Raw genomic sequence first — 24,079 nt, forward strand, 5'->3', positions numbered from 1 at the left:
ATGGGCAAACGTCACCCCAACCTCCTTTCCTGGCAGTGGCAGGGCTACGCTGCCAACCACCGCAATCCGACCAACCTGGCACTGCATATCATTGCCGTGCCGTTGTTCATCCTCGGCGCGCTGACGCTGCTCAGCGGGCTGTTCGGCCTGAGCCTGTCGGCCCTTCTGCTGGGGATGATCGGCATGATCGCCTCGCTGGCCATCCAGGGCCGCGGGCACAAGCTCGAGGAGCAGGCCCCCGAACCCTTCAGTGACCGCAAGGACGCCGTGAGCCGGCTGTTGGTGGAGCAATTCGTCACCTTCCCGCGCTTTGTCCTGAGCGGTGAATGGTGGCGTGCCTGGCGTAATCGCCGGCACTGAGCAATTCCAGCAGCGGGGCGCGGCATTTCGGCCATTCAAGTAGCCGGCGGGTTCGCCGATATAATCGTCGAGATTTCGTCACGAGCTGTTGAGATGTCAGCGTTTCGCCATTTTATTGGCATTTTCGCCTGCCTGTTTATTGTCATGCCTGCGTACTCGACCTTGGAACCGGAGGCCGAGCGCACCGTGCTGATCGTCGCAGTGAAAGGCCAGCCGCAGCTCCTGCGCCATTACCGCCTGCGCGACCTGGAAGCGCTGCCGCAGACCCAGTGGCGCGCGATGCTCCCTGACGAATCCCAGGTTTCCGAATGGCAGGGCGTGCGCCTGAGCACGCTGCTCGCCGGCTTCGAGCGTGCAGATACCCAGCACCTGCGAGTCGAGGCACTGAACGACTACTCCACCCTGATACCGCTGGGAGACCTCGACGCCTTCGAGCCGATCCTCGCCTACCGCCGGGACGGCCACTCCATCGGTATCGCCGAGCGCGGCCCGCTGTTCGTCATCTATCCGATGGTCGATCACCCGGAGTTGCCGACCCAGGTCTACTTCAACCGCACCGTCTGGCAGGTAAGCCGCATTACCCTGGAGTGATCGCCGTGCCCCCGCAGCCTCCCAGGCGGCGCTATCGCCGCCTGACCATCATCATCCTCAGCGGCCTGATCGCGGCGCTGACCGCCGGCGCCGGCGCGGCGCTGCTGCTGGTCCACCAGCACGTCCGCCAGTTGGCCCACCCCGATGCCCACAGCGAACTGTGGCAGGCCTACCAGCTGCGCACCGAGCTGGAGCGCTCGCTGAACAGTGCCCGGCAGGTACTCGCCGGCCAGAGTGACAGCGACGCCCTGGCAACGCGCGTTGAAGTGCTTGCCAGCCTCCTGCCGCCGCTGCGTACCACGCCCGTCTACAACTACCTGGTCGTGCCGCGACCGGAAGTACAGGCAACGCTGGAGACGATCCAGCATCTGAGCGACGCCTGGCTCAGGCGCGCGCCCTGGGGCCAGCCGGCAGCGGCGAAAGTCCTGGCCGGCGAGATGCTGCGTGAACTGCCGCCCCTGCTCGAACCCGCCCACGAACTGGTGGTGGTCACCAACATTGCACTGACCAACTACATGGACGCCGAACGCCTCGACCTGCAGCGCGCCTTCAACCTGCTGGCCTGGGTGCTCTTCGGCCTCGGCCTGTGCAGCGTGCTGCTGGCCCTGCGGGTGATCGCCAACTCGCGGCGCAAGCTGCAGCTCACCCAGCGCCTGCACGATCTCAACCAGTCGCTCGAGCAACGCGTCGAACAACGGACCCAGGAGCTGAGCGAGCGCAAGACGCTGCTACGCTACATTCTCGACACCAGCCCCAGCGACGTGGCGCTGCTGAGCGACGAGGACTCCCGCGCCCATTACGTCAGCCCGCGCCTGCTGCAGCGCAGCGGCATCCTCCCGGACGAGCCCTTCACCATGCGCCAGCTGTTCGACGCCCCCGACGAGGAGGCACGCTTCCGCCAGTCGCTGGCCGAGCATGGCCAGCTGGACAGCTGGGAAACCCGCCTGGCGGGCAACCCGTCGTACTGGGCCATCGTCTGGGCGCGGAAGATGGAAGTGGACGGCCGCCCCGCCTCGCTGGTCTGGAGCTTCGACATCAACCAGCGCAAGGCCATGGAGCAGGAGCTGCGCCTGCTGGCCACCACCGACCCGCTGACCGGCCTGCAGAACCGCCATGCGTTCGTCAAACGCGGCGTCGCGCTGCTCAAGAGCGCGCAGCGCTATGAACGCCAGTGCGCAGCGCTAATGCTGGACATCGATTTTTTCAAGCCGATCAACGACACCCACGGCCACGCTTTCGGCGACGCCGTGCTGCAAGCCGTGGCAAAGGAGCTGACGCAAGGGCTGCGCGAGGTGGACCTGCTCGGTCGCCTGGGCGGCGAAGAGTTTGCTGCGATCCTTCCGGAGACCGACCTGCAGCAGGCGCTGCAGGTCGCCGAACGGGTACGCAACAGTGTGCAGGCGCTGTCCTTCAGCAGCGAGGACGGCAGCCGCGTGCGCCTGACGCTGAGCATTGGCGTGGCCGCACGGCTCGATGGCGAACTGCGCCTGGAAGACCTGCTCGCTCGTGCCGACCGGGCCCTGTACCGGGCCAAGGCTGGCGGGCGTAACCGGACGGAAATCGCGCCCGGCGTCTAGCGGAATAACGTCAGCCGAAGATGGTCACCGTCTGCCGGCCGATGGCGAGCAACTGGCCATCGGCCGACCAGGTCTGCGCCGCGATATGGCCATAGCCATCGCGGGCATGCTCGATGGTCGCCAGGTACTGGCACCAGCCATTGGCGGGCATCGACGGCAGCGGCTGGACGAACTCCACGGTCCAGGTCAACGAGCTGGAGGGTGCCGGGGATTTCAGGTGCGGCAGGTTGGCCGGCGGCCAGGCATCGATCAGCGCCAGCAGGTGACTGATCTCCATCGGCTCGTCGCCCACGTCGTCGCCACGGAAACGCATCCAGCCACCCATCTCGCGCTCGCGGCTGGCCGAGAACGGCATGTGCCCGACCGCCCAGCGCATGGCGATGTTCTGGGTGAAGGCCGGCATCAGCTTGCGGATATAGGGCAATTCCTGGCAGTCCTCCACGGCCTTGAAGGCCGGTGGTGGCAAGCCGTCCATCTGCACACTGGACTCGCGCCCCACCCCGAAACTGCCCTGGGCCAGCAGGACCACCTGGCCGTTCTGCACGGCGCGGCAGAACACCTGGCTGACCGACTTGCCCTCGCGCAGGACTTCGGCCTCGAAGCTCACCGGCACTTCCACCTCGATGGGGCCGACGAAGGTGATCGCCAGCGAACGCACCGGCCGCCCGGCCTCGGCCACCGATGCCATGGCCTCGTAGGCCAGCGCCGCCACCAGGCCGCCGAAACTCGCACGGCCCTGGGCCCAGGCGGCAGGGATGACGATGGATAACGGCGCGGCGCGCACCGCCCGGAGCATTTCGCTGAAGGACATGGTCGACTTCCTTGGGGCTTCTGGAAAATGGCAGCAGGTTGCGATCTTAGGGGCAGCGGCGACCCCGGCAAACCATCCAAAGCCTTGTCCCTTGCAGGAAATGCCCGGTCATCAATGGCCTCTATGCAACGCCTTCTCCAGGGCCTCCAGGCTTTCGTCGGCGAGGCGCTCGGCGAGGTCGTGGCGGGCATTCCAGTGCGGCTGCAGCGGCATCAGGTCCAGCTCGCGCTCGCTGCGGATCAGCCATTGCTCGTAGTCATGCCAGTCGCCCAGCGCCGATTGCGCGTCCTTCAGCGGCGCCAGCAGGCGTTGCGGCACGGCGGATTCCTCGGGGTAGACCTCCAGCGAATAGCGCACCCGCTTGATCAGCAGGCGCAGGCGATGTCGGTCGTGATCCGGGTCCTTGAGGGCATCGCGCAGCTTCTGCCACTCCCTGGCCAGGCGCTTCTTCACCTTGCCATGCAGGCCCTTGAGCACGCCGTGGCGCTCGGAGGTGCGCCACAGTTGTGGCCAGCCATCCAGGCGCATCATCAGGCGCTCCCACTGCGGGCTGGCGAGGAGCGTGGCGTAGCCGGAGATCAACGCGGGCCGGCGCAGCGCGGCGGCACGTTCGTAACCTTCGGCCTCCAGCACCGGCAGCAGCACCTCGAGGTCTCGCAGCGGGCCACTGAGGCGGCCCATGTCGCTCAGCGCCTGCTCCAGTTCATCGATGCCGGGCATGCCGCGCACCGGGTGCAACAGGCTGCGCAGGCGGCGCACGGCGATACGCAGGTCATGCAGTGCTTCAGAGTCGGACTCGGCCTTCAGCCGGGAGGACGCGGAAAACAGCGCGACCTCCTGCTCGATCAGATGGCTCACCAGGTAATCGCAGAAGGAGGTCACGGCAGGCTCCACTCAGGTGGGTGAAATATCAGGTTAGCCCCGGCCAACGCAGCGGCAAGGGGCGGGATGTCGCGTCCCGTTTCAGCAAGGGCGCCGCAGACGCCACGGCAGCTCGCGGCGCAAGCGAGCCAGTCGTGCGTGCAATTGGGCAGGCGCTGCGGCTTCCCCGCCGTAGCGCTGTTCTTCGAAGGCTTCCAGATAACTGTGGATCGACTGTGCATGGGCGGGCAGCGCCTTGATCGCACGCCGACAGAAATCCCGCGCGCCCTCACCCGGCTCGCGGCGCAACCCCAACGGCGCCAGCATCCGCTCGAAACGCTGGAAGCTGCGCAGCTGCGGATCACTGGAGCGCCGCCAGGGCTTGAACAGCACCAGTGTCAACAGACCCAGCAGCAGGGCCCCGCCGCCCACCAGCAGGGCGCCGATCCATTGCCGGCCAGGATCGCCGAACCAGCGCCGCAGCAGGTCACCCTGCTGCTCGCTCTGGTAACCGAGCACCGAGGCCTGCCAGCGATAATTCAGATTATCCCAGGCGGCGCGCAGGCTGTTGATCAGCGCAAAATTGCGATAGCGCAGTGGCGAGAACGGATCCTGCTCGAGGAAGCTTCCTTCGCTGCTCATGGCGGCCTCCAGCCCCTGTTCGATGCGTTCGGGCGATACCGCGCCGGTGGGGTCGACCCGTCTCCAGCCGCTGCCGTCCTGCCAGTATTCCACCCAGGCATGGGCATCGAACTGACGGATGCTCAGGTAATTTCCCGTCGAGCTGGTCTCGCCGCCCTGATAGCCGGTGACGACCCGCGCCGGGACGCCTGCCGCCCGCAGTACAAAGGCCATGGCGCCGGCGTAGTGCTCGCAGAAGCCCGCCCGCGTGTTGAAGAGGAATCCATCGATGCGCTCGGGCCCCGTTTCCGGCGGCCTGAGGGTGTAGCTGAAAGGCAGCTCGCGGAAATGCCGCAACATTGCCTGCACCAACTCACCGGGCTGCGGATAACGTTCGCGCAACTGCTGCGCCCATTCCCGGGCCTGTGGATTTCCGGAAGGGGGCAGCGTCAGGTTCACTCGCCGGGCACGGGCATCGTCGGTAGGTTCAAGCAAAGCCTGCGGCCAGGAAGTCGCGCGGTACATCAGTGCCTGGCGCACCGGCGTTCGCCGCTCCAGATGGAAGTCACTCATCAGCCGAGCATCGCCCAACGGCGTCTGCGCCACGTCGAGAGCGAACAGCCAGGGCCGCCCGTTGGGCTCCATGATCACCTGGTAGTTCAGCGCCTCGCCCTGCCCGTGCCATTGCGGCGGGACGTCGCCGCGCTGGAAGGCAGTGGTCCAGCGCACGCCGTCGAAGCGTTCGAGCGTCAATGCCCGCCAGTACAGCTGGGAATGTGCTGGAGGCTGGCCGTCGAAGCTCACGCGAAACGCCAATGCAGGGGATTGACTGAGCGACACCATGTCCCCCGGCGCCATGGAGTCGCTCAGTCCGGTGACCGCCTGCTCGCCAGGTAGCGGCAGCGACCACAGCGGCCCCACGCGCGGGAACAGCACGAACATCAGCAGCATCAGCGGCAAGGCTTGCAGCAACAGGCCGCCGGCCAGGCGCAGGGTCGGCATCGGCCGCGCGGCGAAGCTGCTCTGCTGCAGGCCGATGGCCGCCGCCAGCAGGGCCAGCACCGGCAGCAGGCTGAAGGCGGCGGCGATGATGTCGTCCTGGAACAGATAGCTGGTGGTCACCGCGAAGAAGCCCAGCAGGATCAGCACCCAGGCATCGCGGCGGGTCTTGAGCTCCACCAGCTTGACCACGAAGGCCGCGATCAGCAGCACCACACCGGCATCCAGTCCGATCAACGAGCCGCGCGAGAGCCATACCCCCAACCCTGCCGCCGCCACCAACGCGAGCTTGGCGACGCCGCTGGGATAGCTGGCGCGCATGCGGAACACCTGGATGCGCCAGGCGGCGCACCCCAGCCAGAGCGCGACGATCCAGATCGGCAGATGTTCCAGATGCGGAATGATCACCACCGCCTGGGCCACCAGCAGCCAGGTCAGCGCTACACGGGGGATGGGCTGCGCGGCAATCGCCGCCGCGTTGCTCATCGCTTCACTCCGTGCAACGCCAGGGCTCGCAGGCACGCATCGCGATGGCCATCGTCCAGACCGACCGGCAATTGCGCATCAGGCAGACGCAGGCCGAAGGGTTGCTGGCGCAGCGACAGTTGCAGGACCCAGAAGCACAGGCGCGACAAGCGCCCCTCGGTGTCGCCGCCCAGGCTGTCGAACTCCAGCCAGACGTTGCGCCCGGCCAGCGTGGAGAAATCCTTCACCAGCAAACCCTGGCCCCGGGAATAGGCTTTCCAGTGCAGGCGGCGGCGCGAGTCGCCGGGCTGGTAAGGCCGCAGCCCCTGGTAATCGTCGACGCCGCGCCCACTGGGGCGGACTCCCTCTTCATCATTCTCCGCCGGCCCGCCTTCCAGCGGCAGGTCGCCCGGCTGCGGATGGGGGTAGACCAGCACTGCCTGGTCCAGATCCACCCAGCTCCAGGCCACCAGCAGCCCCAGCGGGAAACGGCTCTCTACCCGCAGGCGACCGGGACGCAGCCAGCCGCGCCGCGGTGCCATCACGGTGAGCAGGACTTCTTCCGCCTGATTGGCCGCGACGTCGGCGAACTGCATGCGCTCGGCCTCCCAGCCCAGGCCGATGGCCTGGCGCGCGCGCCCTTCGCCCTCCAATCGCACGCGGAATGCCGCCTGTTCGCCGACGAACACCGGCTGCGCGCCGAGGGCTGTCAGGCGCAGGCCACCCAGGTTACGGTAGGTGTGCAGGATGGCGACAATGAACAGCGACAGCAGCAGGAAGGTCAGGCCGTAAGCCAGGCTGTTCTGGTAGTTGATCGCGGTGAGCAGCATCAGCAGCAGGGCAACGCCAAAGGCCATTCCCTGCCGCGTGGGAATGATGAAGATGCGCCGCTGGTTGAGCTGCAGCGAGGGCGCTGGCGGTATGCGCCGGGCTATCCAGCTCTGCCACAGCGGCCTGACCCTGACCAGCATCTCAGAGCGCCGGGACTTCGCGGAGCAACCACTGCACCAGCGCGCCGCCGCCATGACCGGCCGGATCAGCCTGGTCACGCAGGCGGTGGCCGGCCACCGAGGGCAGCACGGCCTGCACGTCCTCGGGAATCACATAATCGCGCCCGGCGAGCAGCGCCCAGGCGCGGGCCGCCGCCAGCAATGCCAGGCTGCCTCGCGGCGACAGGCCGAGGGCGAAGGCCGACTGGGTGCGCGTGGCTTCCACCAGACGCAGCACATAGTCGACCAGGGCATCGCTGGCGCGCACCTCCAGTACCTCGCCCTGCAAAGCCTGCAGCTCCCGTGGATCCAGTACCGGCTCCAGACGCGGCAGCAGATCGCGGCGCGCCTCGCCCAGCAGCAGCGCCTTCTCGGCGGCGCGGCCGGGGTAGCCCAGGGACAGGCGCATGAGGAAGCGGTCGAGCTGGGACTCAGGGAGCGCGAAGGTGCCGCCCTGGGTCACCGGGTTCTGCGTGGCGATGACGAAGAAGGGCTCGGGCAGCGGCCGGGTCGCGCCTTCGATGGTCACCTGCCCTTCCTCCATGGCTTCGAGCAAAGCGCTCTGGCTCTTGGGCGTGGCGCGGTTGATCTCGTCAGCCAGCACCAGTTCGGAAAAGATCGGCCCGGGATGGAAGACGAACTGCCCGGTGTCCTTGTCGAACACCGAGGTGCCCAGCACGTCGCCGGGCAACAGGTCGGAGGTGAACTGGATGCGCTGAAAGCCCAGCCCCAGCACCCGCGCCAGGGCGTGGCTGAGGGTGGTCTTGCCCATGCCGGGCAGGTCTTCGATGAGCAGGTGACCACGGGCCAGCAGGCAGGTCAGCGCCAGTCTTACCTGCACTTCCTTGCCGAGCAGAACCTGATCGACTGCCTTCAGACAATTCTCAAGCTTGGCGTGCATCCTGACCCTCTCTCCCTCGGAAAACTCCGATCCTACTGATCCAGGACAGCGCATCAAAGGCTTCGACACATTTAGTCCGCAATCTGTGATGTAGAGCTGTGATCCAGAGCGCCTCAGCGCCCCAGCAGGCGCTCCGCCAGCCAACTCGCGGCCGGCCCGAGCCGGCGTTGGCGCGACCAGATCACATCGACCGCCACCCGACGCGGCCAGCCAGCAACCTTCAGCTCCTGCATACGTCCGCTGGCGAAGCGTCCTACCATCCAACTGGGCAATTCGATCCATCCGAAGCCCAGTACCGCCATGTCCAGCAACAGCAGGTAGTTTGGCGCGCTCCAGCAACGGCCACCGAGCATGGGCGCGGCGTCGTCCAGGTAGGTATTCAGGCGCAGCGCGCGGTAGGCCAGCAGGTCCTCGCGCTCCACCCGCGCGCGGCCGGCCAGCGGATGGTCGCGGCTGACGAAGAGACCGAACTCGGCCTGCTCGCTCAGGGTCGCCGAGCTGATGTCCGGTGCGTATTCCGCCTGCGCCGCCAGCAGGCCGAGGCTGGCGCGGCCCTGGACGACCAGATCGAGCACATCGCTGTCCTCGGCGATCAGCCATTCGAACTCAAGGTCTGGATAGCGCGCGTCGATCTCCGCCAACCGCGCCTCGAATTCAGCGGATTGGTAGGTGTCGGACATCGCCAGGGTCACCCGCGACTCCAATCCTCCGACGAGCTGATGGGCGAGTTGGCCGAGGCGGTCGTTCGCCATCAGCACTTCCTCCACTCGCCCGAGCAGCGCGTGACCGGCCTCGGTCAGCTGTGGCTGGCGGCTGCTGCGGTCGAACAGCGTCAGGCCCAGATCGATCTCCAGCCGCGCAATGGCCTCGCTGACGGTGGACTGGCTCTTGCCCAGCTTGCGCGCGGCGGCGCTGAACGAGCCCAGGCAGGCCGCTTCGGCGAAGGCCTGCAGGGATTCGGGGGAGTATTGCATCGTGGCACCCTCTTCTATCGGTTAAGCCGATGGTATCCAACTTAGATCCAGCCGGTCGACCGATGATAATGGCGCCGGACCGACGGAGTCGGCCTTCTCGTGAATTGAGAGCTTTAATGCCTGGAGATACCCCATGACCCCCACTAAAACCCTGAAAGAGCGGATGTTCCACGCCGGCCTTTTCGAGCTGCTGGCGGTGGTCATCTGCGCACCGACCCTGGCCTGGCTGATGGACAAACCGCTGGGCCACATGGGCGCCATGACCCTGATGTTCTCGGCCATCGCCACCGTATGGAACATGCTGTTCAACGCCGCCTTCGACCGCGCGCAGAACCGCATGGGCTTCAGCCGTACCCTGGCGGTACGCGTGCTGCATGCCTCGCTGTTCGAACTGGGCCTGATCGTCCTGCTGGTGCCGCTGGCCGCCTGGTGGCTGTCGGTGAGCCTGCTGCAGGCCTTCATCCTCGACATCGGCCTGGTGCTGTTCTTCCTGCCCTACGCGCTGGTGTTCAACTGGGTGTACGACGTGCTGCGCGAGCGCTGGGTCGGACAGGCGCAAACCGCCCAGGCCAACGGCTGATGGCTGACGGCTGACGGCTCCCGTCACGATCTACGCAGGGGCACCCTCTCTCCCCCGCCCTCCCCCTGGAGGGAGAGGGCTAGGGAGACGAAAAAGCTCGAGGCACGGATTAACAGGAAACGCCCCGTCAATTCGCACAAAAAAAGCCCGCATCGCTGCGGGCTTTTTCATGTCCGAAAAGCGATCAGGCCAGGCTGGCGGCAATCTCGGCCAGAGCCTTGGCCGGGTCGGCGGCCTGGCTGATCGGGCGGCCGATCACCAGGTAGTCGGAGCCGTTGTCCAGCGCCTGGCGCGGGGTGAGGATGCGGCGCTGGTCGTCCTGGGCACTGCCGGCCGGGCGGATGCCAGGGGTGACCAGTTGCAGCGCCGGGTGCGCGGCTTTCAGCGCCGGCGCCTCCTGGGCGGAACAGACCAGACCGTCCATACCGGCCTTCTGCGCCAGAGCTGCCAGGCGCAACACCTGCTCCTGCGGCTCGACGTCCAGGCCGATGCCGGCCAGGTCCTCGCGCTCCATGCTGGTCAGCACGGTCACGCCGATCAGCAGCGGCGACGGGCCGTTGAAGGCATCCAGGGTCTCGCGGCAGGCGCTCATCATGCGCAGGCCGCCGGAGCAGTGCACGTTGACCATCCACACGCCCATTTCGGCGGCGGCGCGCACGGCCATCGCGGTGGTGTTGGGGATGTCGTGGAATTTCAGGTCGAGGAAGACTTCGAAGCCGCGACTGTTCAGGGTCTCGACGATACCGGCGGCGCAGCTGGTGAACAGCTCCTTGCCCACCTTCACCCGGCACAGCTTCGGGTCCAGCTGGTCGGCCAGCGCCAGCGCGGCTTCACGGGTGGGGAAATCCAGGGCGACGATGATCGGGGTCTGGCAGGCGGACATGGGCTCTCTCGCGGGTATCGAAAAAATCGGCGCGCATTGTCGCAGAAACGCGCCGACTTCCGTAGCCCGCCCGGCAGGAATGCTGCGTCGCCGGCGGCGATCAGGCACTCAGCCGCTCGCGCAGGCGGCCGAGCATACCCAGCAGGCTGCCGACCTTCTCCCGCTCGCGCTCCTCGCGCGGCACTTCGGCGATACGCGCGACCTTCTGTTCGGGCTGCGCGCGCCACAGCAGCGCCTGCTCGGCGGCAGCCTTCAGGCCCTTTTCGAACAGCCCCCGGCGGATCGGCTTGGGCAGGTAACGGAAGATCTGCGCCTGGTTGATCAGCGCCAGCAGGTCCTGGGTGTCGCGGAACGGCGTGACGACGATGCTCAGCAGGCGTGGATGAGCCTGAGCCAGGGACTTGAGCAGCGGCGCGGTGTCCTCGCCGGCGAGCTTCAGGTCGCTGACGAGAATGTCGATGGGCTCGCTGTTCAGCCGCACGATGGCTTCGGCCAGGTTGCGCGCGCGGTGCAACTGGTGGGTGCCGGCGGCGCAGAACTCGCCGACACAGGCCAGAGTCTCGGGGTCCTCGTCCAGCAGCAGGACGTTGAGCGGTGCGACCACGCGGCTGATGGCCTTGGTGTCGATGGGCTCGGCCGGAGCCTGGCGCAGGGCGATTTCCGCCGCCTGGCGCAGGGTGAAGGCCATTTCCTGCGGATCCCAAGGCTTGGTCAGGTAGCGGAAGATACCGCCGCTGTTGAGCGCATCCACCGCGGCGTCGAGGTCCGAGTACCCGGTCAGCAGGATGCGCAGGGTGTCCGGGGCGATCTCCCGGCCCTGGGCCAGCAGCTCGGCGCCGGTCATCTGCGGCATGCGCTGGTCACTGACGAGGATGTCGATGCGCTCCTCGCGCAGGCGCTGCAGGGCCTTTTGCGGGTCGGTCTCCACCAGCACCTCGTAGTGACGGCGGAACTGCATCGCGAGGCTGCGCAGGATGCGTTCCTCGTCGTCGACGAAGAGGATGCGGACAGGCTGCTGGCTCATGTTCAGGCGCTCCGTTTCAGTTCGCTGGCCTGCGCGAGCGGCAGGCTGATGAGGAATCGCGTGCCGCGTCCGGGCTCGGACGCCACGCGGATGCGGCCGCCGTGGTCCTGGACGATCTTGTAGCTGATCGACAGGCCCAGGCCCGTGCCCTGCCCCACCGGCTTGGTGGTGAAGAAGGGGTCGAAGATGCGCGCGCGCACCTCCTCGTTCATGCCCCTGCCGTTGTCCTGCACGGACAGGTGCACATGGGTCTCGTCGGCCCAGGACTTCACCTGGATCAGGCCGAACTTCTCCATCGCCTGGGCGGCGTTGGTCAGCAGATTGAGCAGCACCTGGTTGATCTGGCTGGCGGCGCAGGCGACCTTTGGCAACGCACCCAGCTGGGTGGCGACCTCGGCCTTTTCCTTGATGCTGTTGCGAGCGATCAGCAGCGCACTGCGCACACAGTCGTTGAGATCGACTTCCTCGCTGCGGGCGCGGTCCAGGCGGGCAAAGTCTTTCAGCCCGCCGACCAGTTCGCCGATCTGCGCCAGGCCGAAGTCGGTATCGCCGAAGAGCTGGTCGAGGTCGCCCACCAGTTGTTCCAGCGCGGCGTCTTCGCGGGCCTGTTCGAAGGCGGCGCGGGCCCGAGCCAGTTGCTCGGGGTCACAGGCCGGGTCGTCCAGGCATTCGTTGAACAGGGCCTGGGCTTCAGTAAGACCCAGCAGTGGAACCAGCAGCTCGCGCAGCAGCGCGACGTTGTTCTTCACATAGCCCAGCGGGGTGTTCAGCTCGTGGGCGACGCCGGCGACCATCTGCCCGAGGGAGGCCATCTTCTCCGACTGCACCAGCTGCGCCTGGGATTCGCGCAGGTCCTGCAGCGTCTTGTTGAGCACGCGGTTGCGCTGGGCGACGCGCTGCTCCATGGCCTTGAGCAGGTCGAGCACCGTGCCCAGACCGAGGTAGAGCCCCTGCTCGTCCACCAGGACGAAGTCCTCGGTGATCGGGTAGTTCAGTTGCGCGGTGACCTGTTGCGAGGCCTCTTCGAGGCTCAGATCGGCGCGTACCTTCAGCGGCTGGGCGTTCATCACGTCGCTGGCCGGGCGGCGGCCCCAGAGGTCGCGGCCGAAGCGCTGCATGAAGATGTCCTGCAGGCCGTTGCGGCTGACCAGGCCCAGCGGCACTCCGCTGGCGTTCACCACCGGCAGCGAGAGGAAGGAGCGGTGCTCGGCATCGAGGAAGCGTTCAGCCACATCGCTGATGCTCAACTCCGGCGCCAGGGGCGCAACCTGGCGCAACAGCTCATGCAGGGCGCGGGTGGTCATCGGCGAATCTCCGGTCGCTGGGATGGGCGCCAGTAGAGCAGCGGCAGATTGCCATCCTGTGACAGCCGTCGCGGGGCGGCGAAGCTTCACAGCGCCGTCATCGCCCTGCAACAAGCGCCTGGCGAGAGCCTCTCGGCTTGTCCCGTGACCTCCGCAACCAGCCGGCAACTCGCATTCCCGGGGTTCGGCCGCAATTCGCCTGAAGCGATCCATATGAACCGGCACGCGCCTGACAAGGTCCCAATCACAGCGTATCGTGACGATTCACACCCCTTGTCGGAGACGGGACCATGCCCTGGTATGCCTGGTTGATCATTGCCCTAGCCCTGGGCTCCATCGTCGGCGCGCTGATGATGCTGCGCGATACCGCGAAGAAGCTCCCGCTCACCGAGGAGCAGCTCAAGCGCATCCATGAGCGCAACGCGGAAATGGACGCCAAGGAAGCCCGGGACAAGCGCTGAAAATCGCCTAACTGACTGACGCCTCAGTCAAAAACTGGCCATAGCCATGGTCAGCAGCAGTCGAAATTGCCTAGACTGCGCCTCCTTGTTGGAGGAAAGAATGCTCAGGAAACTCCTGCCGCTGCTGCCAATCCTGTTGTTGCTCTGCGGATTCACGCTGGGTTTCGTCCAGCCGGTGGGGTTGCTGATCGGTGCCGTCTACATCGCCTGGACCCTCTACGGCGAGGCTCGCCTGCCGCCCCTGCTGTGGTGGCTGGTGTGCCTAGTGCTCAGTATTGCCCTGGCCGCGCACCTGCTACCGGGCACCACTTCCTGGACGCTCTGGCCAGTGCGCCAGCTCAGCCCGGACGCGCCCGTCTATGCCCTGCACCTGTCCTGGGACAAGGCCCTGGTCGGTCTTACCCTGCTCGCCTGGTGGCTGCGCCGCAAGCCGGTGCCATCGGAAAAACGCTCACCCGACTTCGCCGCCATTGTCATCGTCACGACGCTGTTCGCCGTGCCGCTGGTGGCCGTGGCCGGCGGTCTGGTGGTGTGGAACCCGAAATGGCCGCCCGGCTTCTGGCTGTGGATGCTGGTCAATGTCTGCGTGATCTCGCTGACCGAAGAAGCCTTCTTCCGCGGCCTGCTGCAGAGTGAACTGGTGCGCCGCTTCGGCGCGATCGCCGGGGTGGTGTCGTCCAGCGTGCTGTTCGGCATGGTGCACTGGCCGATCAACCCACTGTTCGCCGTGGTTGCTGGTGTCGCCGGCCTGGGCTACGGGCTGGCCTTCCATTTCAGCGGGCGCCTGGTGGTGCCGGTACTGTTGCATGCGGCGGTGAACTGCCTGCACCTGCTGCTGTTCAGCTATCCGTTGCGGATCATCTGATCGGATCGAGACCGCCGGTGAACCATCGCGGACGAAGTCCGCTCCTACCCAAAGCTCAACGCCGCGCAGGGGTGTCGCCGCAACGCAAATATCTCCGGCGCGCGTAGGAGCGGACTCCGTCCGCGATGGGCATCCCGCCCACTGCGGACTTACTCGCGCATCACCAGCAGCAACGCCTGCTCGGCCAATTCATCGAGGGTCAGGCTGCCTTCCGGGCGGAACCAGGTGATGGACCAGGACAGCGCCCCGGTGAGGAAGCGCCGCAGGATGAACGGATCGCCCTGGCTGAAGCCGGCCTGACGCGCCTCCTCCAGCACTTCCAGCCACATCTGCTCGTAGATGTCGCGCAGGCTGAGGATGTACACCTGGCCTTCTTCCGACAGCGAGCGCCATTCGTAGACCAGCACCGCCATCGCCTCGCCGGTGCCGCCGGTGATCGATTGCAGCTCGCAGCGGATCAGCGCCAGCAGGCGTTCGCGCAAGGTCGTCGCATCGGCCAGGGCGGCGCGCATCAGGGCGGTGTTGTAGAGGATGGTTTCCTCCATCACCGAGCGAAGGATTTCGTCCTTGCTCTTGAAGTGGTGGAAGATGCTGCCGGACTGGATTCCCACCGCGCCGGCCAGGTCGCGCACCGTGGTGCGCTCGTAGCCCTTGCTGCGGAACAGGTGTGCGGCCGTTTGCAACAGCTTGCCGCGGGCGCTCTCCGGGTCAGTGATCTGCCCGGTTGCGACCAGCTCCAGCAGTACTTCGCGGGCTTTGCGGTCATCCACGCTGTGCTCTCCCATGGGGCCCATCGGCCGATCTGCTCAGGGCGATTCATCGAAACGCCCTGCAAGTGCTTGTGTTGTCTGACGAAATGTAAGCCCCTGACCCCCAACCAAGCAAGCGCTTGGCCATCCATTGGTTGGGGTTGTCGTCTTTCGGGGCTTTTCAACCAAGCGCTTGCTTGGTAATGTCGATCCATCACTCAGCGTCACGGGCAGAACAATGACTAGAACCGTACGTATCGGCTGCGCCTCCGCCTTCTGGGGCGACACCTCGACCGCCGCCGCTCAACTGGTGCGCGGCGCGGAGATGGACTACCTGGTATTCGACTACCTCGCCGAGATCACCATGTCGATCATGGCCGGCGCCCGCCTGAAGAATCCCGAAGCAGGCTACGCCAGCGATTTCATCGAAGTGATGACACCCCTGCTGGGCGACATCGCGGCGAAACAGGTGCGCGTGATCAGCAATGCCGGCGGCGTGAACCCACAAGCCTGCGCAAACGCGCTGTCCACCGCCTGCGAGAAGGCTGGTGTGGCGCTGAAGATCGCCGTGGTGCATGGCGACAACCTGCAACCGCGCCTGGGCGAACTGGCCAAGGCCGGCATCCGCGAGATGTTCAGCGATGCGCCGCTGCCGCCCATGTGCGTCTCGGTCAACGCCTACCTCGGCGCCCCCGGCATAGTCGCAGCGCTGAAGGCCGGCGCCGATATCGTCATCACCGGTCGCGTGGTGGACAGCGCCGTGGTCAGCGCCGCCCTGGTGCACGAATTCGGCTGGGCCTGGAGCGACTATGACAAGCTGGCCCAGGCCGCGCTGGCCGGGCACATCATCGAATGCGGCGCGCAGTGCACCGGCGGCAACTTCACCGACTGGGAAAGCGTGCCGGACTACGAGCACATCGGCTTCCCCCTCGTCGAAGTGCAGGCCAGCAGCGACTTCGTGGTGACCAAGCCGCAGGGCACCGGCGGGCTGGTGACGCCGCTGTCGGTGGGCGAGCAGATGCTCTACGAGATCGGAGACCCGCGCGCCTACCTGCTGCCCGACGTGATCTGCGATTTCACCCAGGTCCGGCTCGCCCAGGCGGGCGACAACCGCGTGCTCGTCAGCGGCGCGCGCGGCCTGCCGCCGACCGGGCAATACAAGGTCAGCGCCACCTACCCGGACGGCTTCCGCTGCACCGCCAGTTGCCTGATCGCCGGCATCGACGCGGTGAAGAAGGCCGAGCGGGTCAGCCAGGCGATCATCGCCAAGACCGAGGAAATCCTCATGGAGCGCGGCTGGGGCCCGTACCGCGAGGTGAGCGTGGAACTGCTCGGCAGCGAAGCGACTTATGGCCCGCATGGCCGCCGCGAGGACAGCCGCGAAATCGTGGTGAAGCTCGCCGTGCGCCACAGCCGCAAGGAGGCGCTGGTGCTGTTCTCCCGCGAGATCGCCCAGGCTGCGACCGGCATGGCGCCGGGGCTGACCGGCATCGTCGGTGGCCGCCCAACCGTGTACCCGGTGATCCGCCTGTTCTCCTTCCTGATCGACAAGGACGCCTGCGAACTGGCGGTGGACATCGACGGTGCGCGCCACGGCACCGCCCTCCCCGCCCTCGATACCTTCGACCCGGCGGAGCTGGCCGACAAGGTCCCAGTGCCGGCGGCCGAGGGCCCGGCGCCTGCCAGCGTGCCGCTGGTGAAACTGGCCGTGGCGCGCTCCGGCGACAAGGGTAATCACAGCAACATCGGCGTCATGGCACGCCAACCGGAATACCTGCCGTGGATCGCCGAGGCATTGAGCGAAGGAGCGGTGGCCGACTGGATGCAGCACGTGCTCGACCCCCAGCTCGGCCGCGTCTGCCGCTGGTACCTGCCGGGCACGCACAGCCTGAACTTCCTGCTGGAGAACGCCCTGGGCGGCGGCGGCGTCGCCAGCCTGCGCATCGACCCGCAGGGCAAGGCGTTCGCCCAGCAGTTGCTGGAATTCCCGGTGGCGGTGCCGCAGCACATCGCCGACAGACTGAATGCACGCTGATGAAATGAACGTAGGGCGCATAACGCCACCGGCGTTATCCGCCAATCGCAAACGGCGGATGAAGCGTGCCGCTTCATTCGCCCTACGGGATACCTCGGAGTCAGAACAACAATGAGCTACGACTCGATCTTCAAACCCGGCCTGTTCGACGGCCAGACCATCATCGTCACCGGCGGCGGCAGCGGTATCGGCCGCTGCACCGCCCATGAGCTGGCCGCCCTGGGCGCCCACGTGGTGCTGGTCGGGCGCAAGGCCGAGAAGCTGGAGAAGACCGCCGGCGAAATCATCGAGGACGGCGGCAGCGCCAGCTGGCACAGCTGCGACATCCGCGACGAGGAAGCGGTGAAGGCGCTGGTGGCGCAGGTCATCGCCGAGCGCGGGCCGATCCATCACCTGGTCAACAACGCCGGCGGCCAGTACCCCGCGCCGCTGGCCTCGATCAACCTGAAGGGCTTCGAGGCCGTGGTGCGCACCAACCTGGTGGGCGGCTTCCTGATGGCCCGCGAAGTGTTCAACCAGAGCCTGAGCAGGACCGGCGGCAGCATCGTCAACATGCTCGCCGACATGTGGGGCGGCATGCCCGGCATGGGCCACTCCGGCGCGGCGCGCGCGGGCATGGAGAACTTCACCAAGACCGCCGCCATCGAGTGGGGCCACGCCGGGGTGCGGGTCAACGCGGTGGCGCCGGGCTGGGTCGCCTCCAGCGGCATGGACACCTACGAAGGCGCGTTCAAGGCCGTGATCCCGACCCTGCGCGAGCACGTGCCGCTCAAGCGCATCGGCACCGAATCGGAAGTCGCCGCCGCCATCGTCTTCCTGCTCTCCCCCGGCGCGGCCTTCATCAGCGGCAACACCATTCGCATCGACGGGGCCGCCAGCCAGGGCAGCCGCGCCTTCCCGCTGGCGAAGGGCAAGCCTGGGCAGAGCCGTTCCTACAACGGCTTCCACCGCGCCTACCTGCCCGACGTACTGAAGGATCAGGAGTAAGCGATGCCGGTCATCCAATCCGAACTCGACCCCCTGGGCGAAGACTTCGCCCGCAACCGCGAGGCCATGCTGGCCGCCGTGGCGAGCTTCCGCGAGGTCGAACAGAAGGTGCTGGACAAGGCCACAGAGGCCAAGCCCAAGTTCGACAAGCGCGGCCAGCTGCTGCCGCGCGAGCGCCTGAACCTGCTGCTGGACGCGGGTGCGCCGTTCCTCGAGATTTCCTCGCTGGCCGGCTACAAGCTGCATGACGACAAGGACGGCACCCAGGCCGGCGGCGGCATCATCTCCGGCATCGGCTACATCGCCGGGGTGCGCTGCCTGGTGACGGCCAGCAACAGCGCAATCAAGGGCGGCACCATCTCCCCCACCGGGCTGAAGAAGACCCTGCGCCTGCAGCAGATCGCCTTCGAGAACAAGCTGCCGGTGGTGGCGCTGACCGAGAGTGGCGGCGCCAACCTGAACTATGCGGCGGACATCTTCGTCGAGGGCGCGCGCGGCTTCGCCAACCAGGCGCGCATGTCGGCGGCAGGCATTCCGCAGATCACCGTGGTGCACGGCTCGTCCACCGCCGGTGGCGCCTACCAGCCAGGGCTGTCGGACTACGTGGTGGTAGTGCGCGGCAAGGCCAAGATGTTCCTCGCCGGCCCGCCGCTGCTCAAGGCCGCTACCGGCGAGATCGCCACCGATGAAGAACTGGGCGGCGCCGAGCTGCACGCCCAGGTCGCCGGCACTGCGGAATACCTGGCCGAAAACGACGCCGACGGCGTGCGCCTGGCCCGCGAAATCCTCGCCGCGCTGCCGTGGAATACGCAGCTGCCGGCCCGCCCGAAAAAGGTGTGGGACGCACCGCTGTACCCGGCCGAGGAGCTGCTGGGCGTGGTGCCGGCGGACGCGAAGAAGCCCTACGACGTGCGCGAGATCGTTGCGCGCATCGCCGACGGCTCGCGCTTCCTCGACTTTAAGAACGAGTTCGACAGCCAGACCGTCTGCGGCCACCTGCACATCGAAGGCCATGCCTGCGGCCTGATCGGCAACAACGGCCCGATCACCCCGCAGGGCGCGGCCAAGGCGGCGCAGTTCATCCAGCTGTGCGAGCAGAGCAACACGCCGATCCTGTTCCTGCACAACACCACCGGCTTCATGGTCGGCACCGAATCCGAGCGCCTGGGCGTGATCAAGCACGGCTCGAAGATGATCCAGGCGGTGGCCAACGCCACGGTGCCCAAGCTCACCCTGGTGGTCGGCGGCTCCTACGGCGCCGGCAACTACGCCATGTGCGGCCGTGGGCTGGACCCGCGCTTCATCTTTGCCTGGCCCAACAGCCGCACCGCCGTGATGGGCGGCGCCCAGGCCGGCAAGGTGCTGCGCATCGTCACCGAGGAGAAGCACGCCAAGGAGGGCAAGGAGCCCGACCCGAAGATGCTCGACATGCTCGAACAGATGACCGCGCAGAAGCTCGACGCCCAGTCCACCGCACTCTACGGCACCGCCAGCCTGTGGGACGACGGCTTGATCGATCCGCGCGACACGCGTCAGTTGCTCGGCTACCTGCTGGACATCTGCGCAGAGGCGGCCGTGCGGCCGCTCAAGGGAAATAGTTTTGGGGTAGCGAGGTTCTGACGGGAGTTCGGGAGTACGGGCCAATGCCCTCTCCCCCCGCCCTCTCCCTGAAGGGAGAGGGAGCCAAAGCGACCCGGCGTAAAGCGAACTTTCAGCTCGCTCCGTACAGCCCCCTCTCCCTTCAGGGAGGGGGCTGGGGAGAGGGCAAGAGATGAACGACTCAGGCTCAGGAGAACAACAACAATGATCTTCACCCAGGAACACGAAGAACTCCGCCGTACCGTCCGCAACTTCGTCGAGAAGGAGATCAACCCCTACGTCGACGAGTGGGAAAAGGCCGGTCGCTTCCCGATCCATGAAGTCTTCAAGAAAGCCGGCGACCTGGGCCTGCTGGGCATCTCCAAGCCGGAGAAATTCGGCGGCATGGGCCTGGACTACAGCTACTCGGTGGTCGCCGCCGAAGAGTTCGGCACCATCCATTGCGGCGGCGTGCCGATGGCCCTGGGCGTACAGACCGACATGTGCACCCCGGCCCTGGCCCGCTTCGGCTCCGATGAACTGCGCGAGGAATTCCTCCGCCCGGCCATCGCCGGTGAAATGGTCGGCTGCATCGGCGTCTCGGAAGTCGGCGCCGGTTCCGACGTCGCCGGGCTGAAGACCACCGCGCGCAAGGACGGCGACGACTACGTCATCAACGGCAGCAAGATGTGGATCACCAACTCGCCCTCCGCCGACTTCATCTGCCTGCTGGCCAACACCTCCGACGACAAGCCCCACGTCAACAAATCGCTGATCATGGTGCCGATGAAGTCCAAGGGCATCAGCGTCAGCCCGCACCTGGACAAGCTCGGCATGCGCAGCTCGGAGACCGCCCAGGTGTTCTTCGACGACGTGCGCGTCCCGCAACGCAACCGCATCGGCGCCGAGGGCGCGGGCTTCATGATGCAGATGCTGCAGTTCCAGGAAGAACGCCTGTTCGGCGCCGCCAGCGGGATCAAGGGCCTGGAGTACTGCGTCAACGCCACCATCGACTACTGCAAGGAGCGCAAGACCTTCGGCCAGGCGCTGATCGACAACCAGGTCATCCACTTCCGCATGGCCGAGCTGATGACCGAGATCGAGTGCCTGCGCGCCCTCACCTACCAGGCCACCGAGCAGTACGTCCGTGGCAGGGACGTGACCCGCCTGGCCTCCATGGCCAAGCTCAAGGTCGGCCGCCTGGCCCGCGAAGTCACCGACGCCTGCCTGCAGTATTGGGGCGGCCAGGGCTTCATGTGGGAGAACCCGATTGCCCGCGCCTACCGCGACACCCGCCTGGTCTCCATCGGCGGCGGCGCTGACGAAATCATGCTGGGCATCATCTGCAAGTTGATGGGCACCCTGCCGGGCAAGAAGAAGGGCTGATGAGGGGCCGTAGGATGGGTGGAGGCGCGCAGCGCCGATACCCATGCCGTGAAGCATCGATGGGTATCGCTCCGCTCCCCCCATCCTACGGTGATCACAAGCAAGAATCGGTTGTACGAGGAACCCGGCATGAACGAACTGCCGAACTGCGAAACCCTGCTGCTGGAACATGACGGCGGCGTGTTGCACGTCACCCTGAACCGGCCGGACAGCCGCAACGCCATGAGCCTGGCGATGGTCGGCGAACTGCGCGCGGTGCTCGCCGCCGTGCGCGATGACCGCACCGTACGCGCCATCGTCCTGCGCGGCGCCGGCGGACACTTCTGCGCCGGTGGCGACATCAAGGACATGGCCGGCGCCCGCGCCGCCGGCGCGGATGCCTATGCCGCGCTGAACCGCGCCTTCGGCGGCCTGCTGGAAGAGGCCCAGGCGCAGCCCCAGGTGCTGGTCGCCGTGCTGGAAGGCGCGGTGCTCGGCGGCGGCTTTGGCCTGGCCTGCGTCTCGGACATTGCCATCACGGCGGCGGACGCACAGTTCGGCCTGCCGGAAACCAGCCTCGGCATCCTGCCGGCGCAGATCGCCCCCTTCGTGGTGAAGCGCATCGGCCTCACCCAGGCGCGCCGCCTGGCCCTCACCGCCGCGCGCTTCGATGGCCGCGAGGCGCTGCGACTGGGCCTGGTGCATACCTGCGCGGAGGGCGCCGAGAGCCTCGGTGAGCAACTGGCGCAGACGCTCGATCAGGTGCGCCGTTGCGCCCCCGGCGCCAACGCCGCCACCAAGGCGCTGTTGCTGGCCACCGAGACCGAAGCCCTCGGCCCGCTGCTGGACGACGCTGCCCGCCAGTTCGCCGCTGCGGTGACCGGCGCAGAAGGCGCCGAAGGCACGATGGCCTTCGTGCAGAAACGCAAACCGAACTGGGCGCAGTGACCCAACGCGCGCACCGAACAACCCCCTCTCCCTTCAGGGAGAGGGCTGGGGAGAGGGAAACAGCCAGCATGCCCAGCTTCGACAAAATCCTGATTGCCAACCGTGGCGAGATCGCCTGCCGGGTGATCCGCACCGCCCACGACCTGGGCTACCGCACCGTGGCCGTCTACAGCGAGGCCGATGCCGATGCCCGCCATGTTCAGCTGGCCGACGAAGCCGTGTGCATTGGCCCGGCGCCGGTGGGCCAGTCCTACCTGAAGCCCGAAGCCATCCTCGACGCGGCGAGACGCACTGGCGCCGGTGCGATCCATCCCGGCTATGGTTTTCTCTCGGAGAACGCCGACTTTGCCCGCGCCTGCGAAGCCGCCGGCATCGTCTTCATCGGTCCAAGCGTGGAAGCCATCCACCTGATGGGCAGCAAGCGCCTGTCGAAGATCGCCATGCTCGAAGCCGGCGTGCCCTGCATCCCCGGTTACGAAGGCGCGGAGCAGGACGACGCCACGCTGACCCGCGAGGCGCAGCGCATCGGCTACCCGCTGATGATCAAGGCCAGCGCCGGCGGTGGCGGGCGCGGCATGCGCCTGGTGACCCGCGAGGAAGAGCTCGCCGAACAGCTGCGCACCGCGCGCTCGGAAGCCCAGAACGCCTTCGGCAGCGGCGAGCTGATCCTGGAGAAAGCCGTGGTGCAGCCGCGCCATGTGGAAATCCAGGTATTCGGCGACCGCCACGGCCATATCGTCTACCTCGGCGAGCGCGACTGCTCGGTGCAGCGCCGCCACCAGAAGGTCATAGAGGAAGCGCCCTGCCCGGTGCTGACCGAGGAGCTGCGCGCTGCCATGGGCGAGGCCGCGGTGAAGGCCGCTGCATCGGTGAACTACGTCGGCGCCGGCACCGTGGAGTTCCTGCTGGAGGCCAGCGGCGCCTTCTACTTCCTGGAAATGAACACCCGCTTGCAGGTGGAACACCCGGTTACCGAACTGGTCACCGGCCAGGACCTGGTGGCCTGGCAGATCCGCGTCGCCGAGGGCCATTCGCTGCCGCTGACCCAGGAACAGATCCAGCTCAGGGGCCACGCCATCGAAGTGCGCCTGTACGCCGAGGATGCCGGCGGCGGCTTCCTTCCGCAGACCGGCCAGGTGCTGCGCTGGACGCCGCCTCGGCTGGACGGCATCCGCATCGACCACGGCCTGCGCGAAGGCCAGCCGGTGACGCCGTTCTACGACCCGATGCTGGCCAAGGTCATCGCCTACGGCGCCACCCGCGACGAAGCCCGGCGCAAGCTGGTGCGCGCCGTCGAGGACTGCGTGCTGCTGGGCGTGACCGGCAACCAGCGCTTCCTCGCCAACCTGCTCAAGCACCCGGAATTCGCCGCTGGCAAGGCCACCACCGCGTTCATCGGCGAGCAGTTCGCCGGCGACCCGAGCCTCGCCCCGCGCCAGCCGCAGCCGCTGGAACTGGCCTGCGCCGCCGTCCTGCTCTACCAGGCTTCGGCCAGTGACCGCGCGCACCAGCCGGGACTTGCCGGTTGGCGCAGCGCCGGCAGCGCGCCGTGGCGTTTCGCGCTCAAGCATGGCGAGGAAAAATTCATCGTCGAGCTGGAAGTCCGTGAGCACGGCACCCAACCGGTGCTCCTGGCGCGTATCGGAGAAGCCGAGATCGCGCTGCGCCTGCTCGGTGAAGAAAATGGCGACGCCATCCTCGAAGCCGACGGCATCCGCCGCCGTCTACCCTTCCACCGCGAGGGTGCGCGCCTGTGGCTGTATGGCGCGGACGGCAACCTGGAATTGCAGGACATTACCCACGAACCTGCTGGCGCGGCCGGCGGCACAGGCTCGGGCACGGTGAAAGCGCCGATGGATGGCGCCATCGTCGATGTGCTGGTGGCCGAAGGTGCACGGGTCAGCAAGGGCCAACTGCTGCTGGTGCTGGAAGCGATGAAGATGGAACACCCGCTCAAGGCCGGCGTCGATGGCGTGATCCGCCGTGTGCAGGTGAGCAAGGGCGAGCAAGTGAAATCGCGGCAATTGCTGGTAGAGGTCGAGGCGCTGGAGTCCGCCTGAACCGCTTTTCGTAGGAGCGAGCTTGCTCGCGAACAATCCCCGCAGCGAGGGCGCGTTCGCGAGCAAGCTCGCTCCTACAGATCCTGCGATC

General features: G+C 67.0%; 22 protein-coding genes. 12 read left to right on the forward strand and 10 right to left on the reverse strand.

The genetic code is table 11. The features are described 5' to 3' along the window. The 3 genes from MJ122_RS00105 (at position 1) to MJ122_RS00115 (ending at position 2,528) form a co-directional block, all read left to right on the forward strand. Positions 1-360, forward strand: a complete 360-nt coding sequence (locus MJ122_RS00105; protein ID WP_088416969.1) for an Mpo1-like protein — start codon at positions 1-3, stop codon at positions 358-360. Positions 361-504: 144 nt separating this feature from the next. Then, positions 505-951 (forward strand): molybdopterin-dependent oxidoreductase, encoded by a 447-nt coding sequence (locus tag MJ122_RS00110; protein ID WP_239741656.1) that lies wholly within the window; start codon positions 505-507, stop codon positions 949-951. Positions 952-956: 5 nt separating this feature from the next. Next, a complete protein-coding gene (locus MJ122_RS00115) occupies positions 957-2,528 on the forward strand; it encodes a GGDEF domain-containing protein (RefSeq protein WP_239741658.1) in 1,572 nt (523 codons plus the stop codon). Positions 2,529-2,538: 10 nt separating this feature from the next. Here MJ122_RS00115 and MJ122_RS00120 read toward each other — a convergent pair whose 3' ends face one another. The 6 genes from MJ122_RS00120 to MJ122_RS00145 form a co-directional block, all read right to left on the reverse strand. Beyond that, positions 2,539-3,339: an acyl-CoA thioesterase domain-containing protein gene (locus MJ122_RS00120; protein WP_088416966.1), complete on the reverse strand. Its 801-nt coding sequence runs from the start codon at positions 3,337-3,339 to the stop codon at positions 2,539-2,541. A 111-nt stretch (positions 3,340-3,450) separates the two neighbouring features. Continuing rightward, a complete protein-coding gene (locus MJ122_RS00125; protein WP_239741659.1) occupies positions 3,451-4,221 on the reverse strand; it encodes a CHAD domain-containing protein in 771 nt (256 codons plus the stop codon). An 81-nt stretch (positions 4,222-4,302) separates the two neighbouring features. After that, on the reverse strand, positions 4,303-6,306 hold the full coding sequence (locus tag MJ122_RS00130; protein WP_239741661.1) for a DUF3488 and transglutaminase-like domain-containing protein: 2,004 nt from the start codon (positions 6,304-6,306) through the stop codon (positions 4,303-4,305). Then, positions 6,303-7,256 carry a DUF58 domain-containing protein gene (locus MJ122_RS00135; RefSeq protein ID WP_239741663.1) on the reverse strand — a complete coding sequence of 318 codons (954 nt, stop codon included), beginning with the start codon at positions 7,254-7,256 and terminating at the stop codon, positions 6,303-6,305. Before MJ122_RS00135 ends, MJ122_RS00130 begins: the two co-directional genes overlap by 4 nt. Before the next feature lies 1 nt (position 7,257). After that, positions 7,258-8,175, reverse strand: coding sequence for an AAA family ATPase (locus MJ122_RS00140; protein ID WP_239741666.1), 918 nt, complete (start codon positions 8,173-8,175; stop codon positions 7,258-7,260). A 113-nt stretch (positions 8,176-8,288) separates the two neighbouring features. Beyond that, positions 8,289-9,149 carry a LysR family transcriptional regulator gene (locus tag MJ122_RS00145; RefSeq protein ID WP_088417044.1) on the reverse strand — a complete coding sequence of 287 codons (861 nt, stop codon included), beginning with the start codon at positions 9,147-9,149 and terminating at the stop codon, positions 8,289-8,291. A gap of 133 nt (positions 9,150-9,282) precedes the next feature. Between MJ122_RS00145 and MJ122_RS00150 the strand changes: the two genes are divergently transcribed. After that, positions 9,283-9,729 (forward strand): multidrug/biocide efflux PACE transporter, encoded by a 447-nt coding sequence (locus MJ122_RS00150; protein ID WP_239741667.1) that lies wholly within the window; start codon positions 9,283-9,285, stop codon positions 9,727-9,729. Positions 9,730-9,913: 184 nt separating this feature from the next. On the opposite strand, the gene pyrF is transcribed toward MJ122_RS00150, so the two are convergent. From pyrF to MJ122_RS00165, 3 genes are all read right to left on the reverse strand, one after another. Further along, positions 9,914-10,612 carry an orotidine-5'-phosphate decarboxylase gene (pyrF, locus tag MJ122_RS00155; protein ID WP_024764511.1) on the reverse strand — a complete coding sequence of 233 codons (699 nt, stop codon included), beginning with the start codon at positions 10,610-10,612 and terminating at the stop codon, positions 9,914-9,916. 100 nt (positions 10,613-10,712) lie between these two features. Further along, the gene (locus tag MJ122_RS00160) at positions 10,713-11,636 is read right to left on the reverse strand and encodes a response regulator (RefSeq protein ID WP_239741669.1); all 924 of its coding nucleotides are present in this window, start codon (positions 11,634-11,636) and stop codon (positions 10,713-10,715) included. Between the two features lie 2 nt (positions 11,637-11,638). Further along, on the reverse strand, positions 11,639-12,940 hold the full coding sequence (locus MJ122_RS00165) for an ATP-binding protein (RefSeq protein ID WP_239741671.1): 1,302 nt from the start codon (positions 12,938-12,940) through the stop codon (positions 11,639-11,641). Positions 12,941-13,230: 290 nt separating this feature from the next. Between MJ122_RS00165 and MJ122_RS00170 the strand changes: the two genes are divergently transcribed. Together MJ122_RS00170 and MJ122_RS00175 are read left to right on the forward strand one after the other, a co-directional pair. Further along, entirely contained in the window at positions 13,231-13,401 is a 171-nt protein-coding gene (locus tag MJ122_RS00170) for a DUF2897 family protein (RefSeq protein WP_017517593.1), read from the forward strand. Positions 13,402-13,501: 100 nt separating this feature from the next. Then, entirely contained in the window at positions 13,502-14,266 is a 765-nt protein-coding gene (locus tag MJ122_RS00175; RefSeq protein ID WP_017517594.1) for a CPBP family intramembrane glutamic endopeptidase, read from the forward strand. Positions 14,267-14,415: 149 nt separating this feature from the next. Here the strand turns inward: MJ122_RS00175 and MJ122_RS00180 are convergent, their stop codons facing one another. Continuing rightward, positions 14,416-15,036: a TetR/AcrR family transcriptional regulator gene (locus MJ122_RS00180; RefSeq protein ID WP_197698107.1), complete on the reverse strand. Its 621-nt coding sequence runs from the start codon at positions 15,034-15,036 to the stop codon at positions 14,416-14,418. A 217-nt stretch (positions 15,037-15,253) separates the two neighbouring features. On the opposite strand from MJ122_RS00180, the gene MJ122_RS00185 reads away from it, so the two are divergent. The 6 genes from MJ122_RS00185 to atuF all read left to right on the forward strand — a co-directional run bounded on the left by MJ122_RS00185 (position 15,254) and on the right by atuF (position 23,988). Continuing rightward, positions 15,254-17,050 (forward strand): acyclic terpene utilization AtuA family protein, encoded by a 1,797-nt coding sequence (locus MJ122_RS00185; protein WP_239741672.1) that lies wholly within the window; start codon positions 15,254-15,256, stop codon positions 17,048-17,050. A gap of 111 nt (positions 17,051-17,161) precedes the next feature. Beyond that, a complete protein-coding gene (locus tag MJ122_RS00190; RefSeq protein WP_088416957.1) occupies positions 17,162-18,037 on the forward strand; it encodes an SDR family oxidoreductase in 876 nt (291 codons plus the stop codon). A 3-nt stretch (positions 18,038-18,040) separates the two neighbouring features. Beyond that, positions 18,041-19,657: an acyl-CoA carboxylase subunit beta gene (atuC, locus tag MJ122_RS00195; protein ID WP_239741675.1), complete on the forward strand. Its 1,617-nt coding sequence runs from the start codon at positions 18,041-18,043 to the stop codon at positions 19,655-19,657. Between the two features lie 183 nt (positions 19,658-19,840). After that, positions 19,841-21,001, forward strand: a complete 1,161-nt coding sequence (gene atuD, locus MJ122_RS00200; protein WP_088416955.1) for a citronellyl-CoA dehydrogenase — start codon at positions 19,841-19,843, stop codon at positions 20,999-21,001. A gap of 129 nt (positions 21,002-21,130) precedes the next feature. After that, positions 21,131-21,928: an isohexenylglutaconyl-CoA hydratase gene (gene atuE, locus MJ122_RS00205; RefSeq protein ID WP_239741677.1), complete on the forward strand. Its 798-nt coding sequence runs from the start codon at positions 21,131-21,133 to the stop codon at positions 21,926-21,928. Between the two features lie 68 nt (positions 21,929-21,996). Beyond that, entirely contained in the window at positions 21,997-23,988 is a 1,992-nt protein-coding gene (gene atuF, locus MJ122_RS00210) for a geranyl-CoA carboxylase subunit apha (RefSeq protein WP_239741679.1), read from the forward strand. Positions 23,989-24,079: the final 91 nt, after the last annotated feature.

This window comes from Pseudomonas sp. DP-17, assembly GCF_022380625.1.
GTDB classification, from domain to species: domain Bacteria; phylum Pseudomonadota; class Gammaproteobacteria; order Pseudomonadales; family Pseudomonadaceae; genus Pseudomonas; species Pseudomonas nitroreducens_A.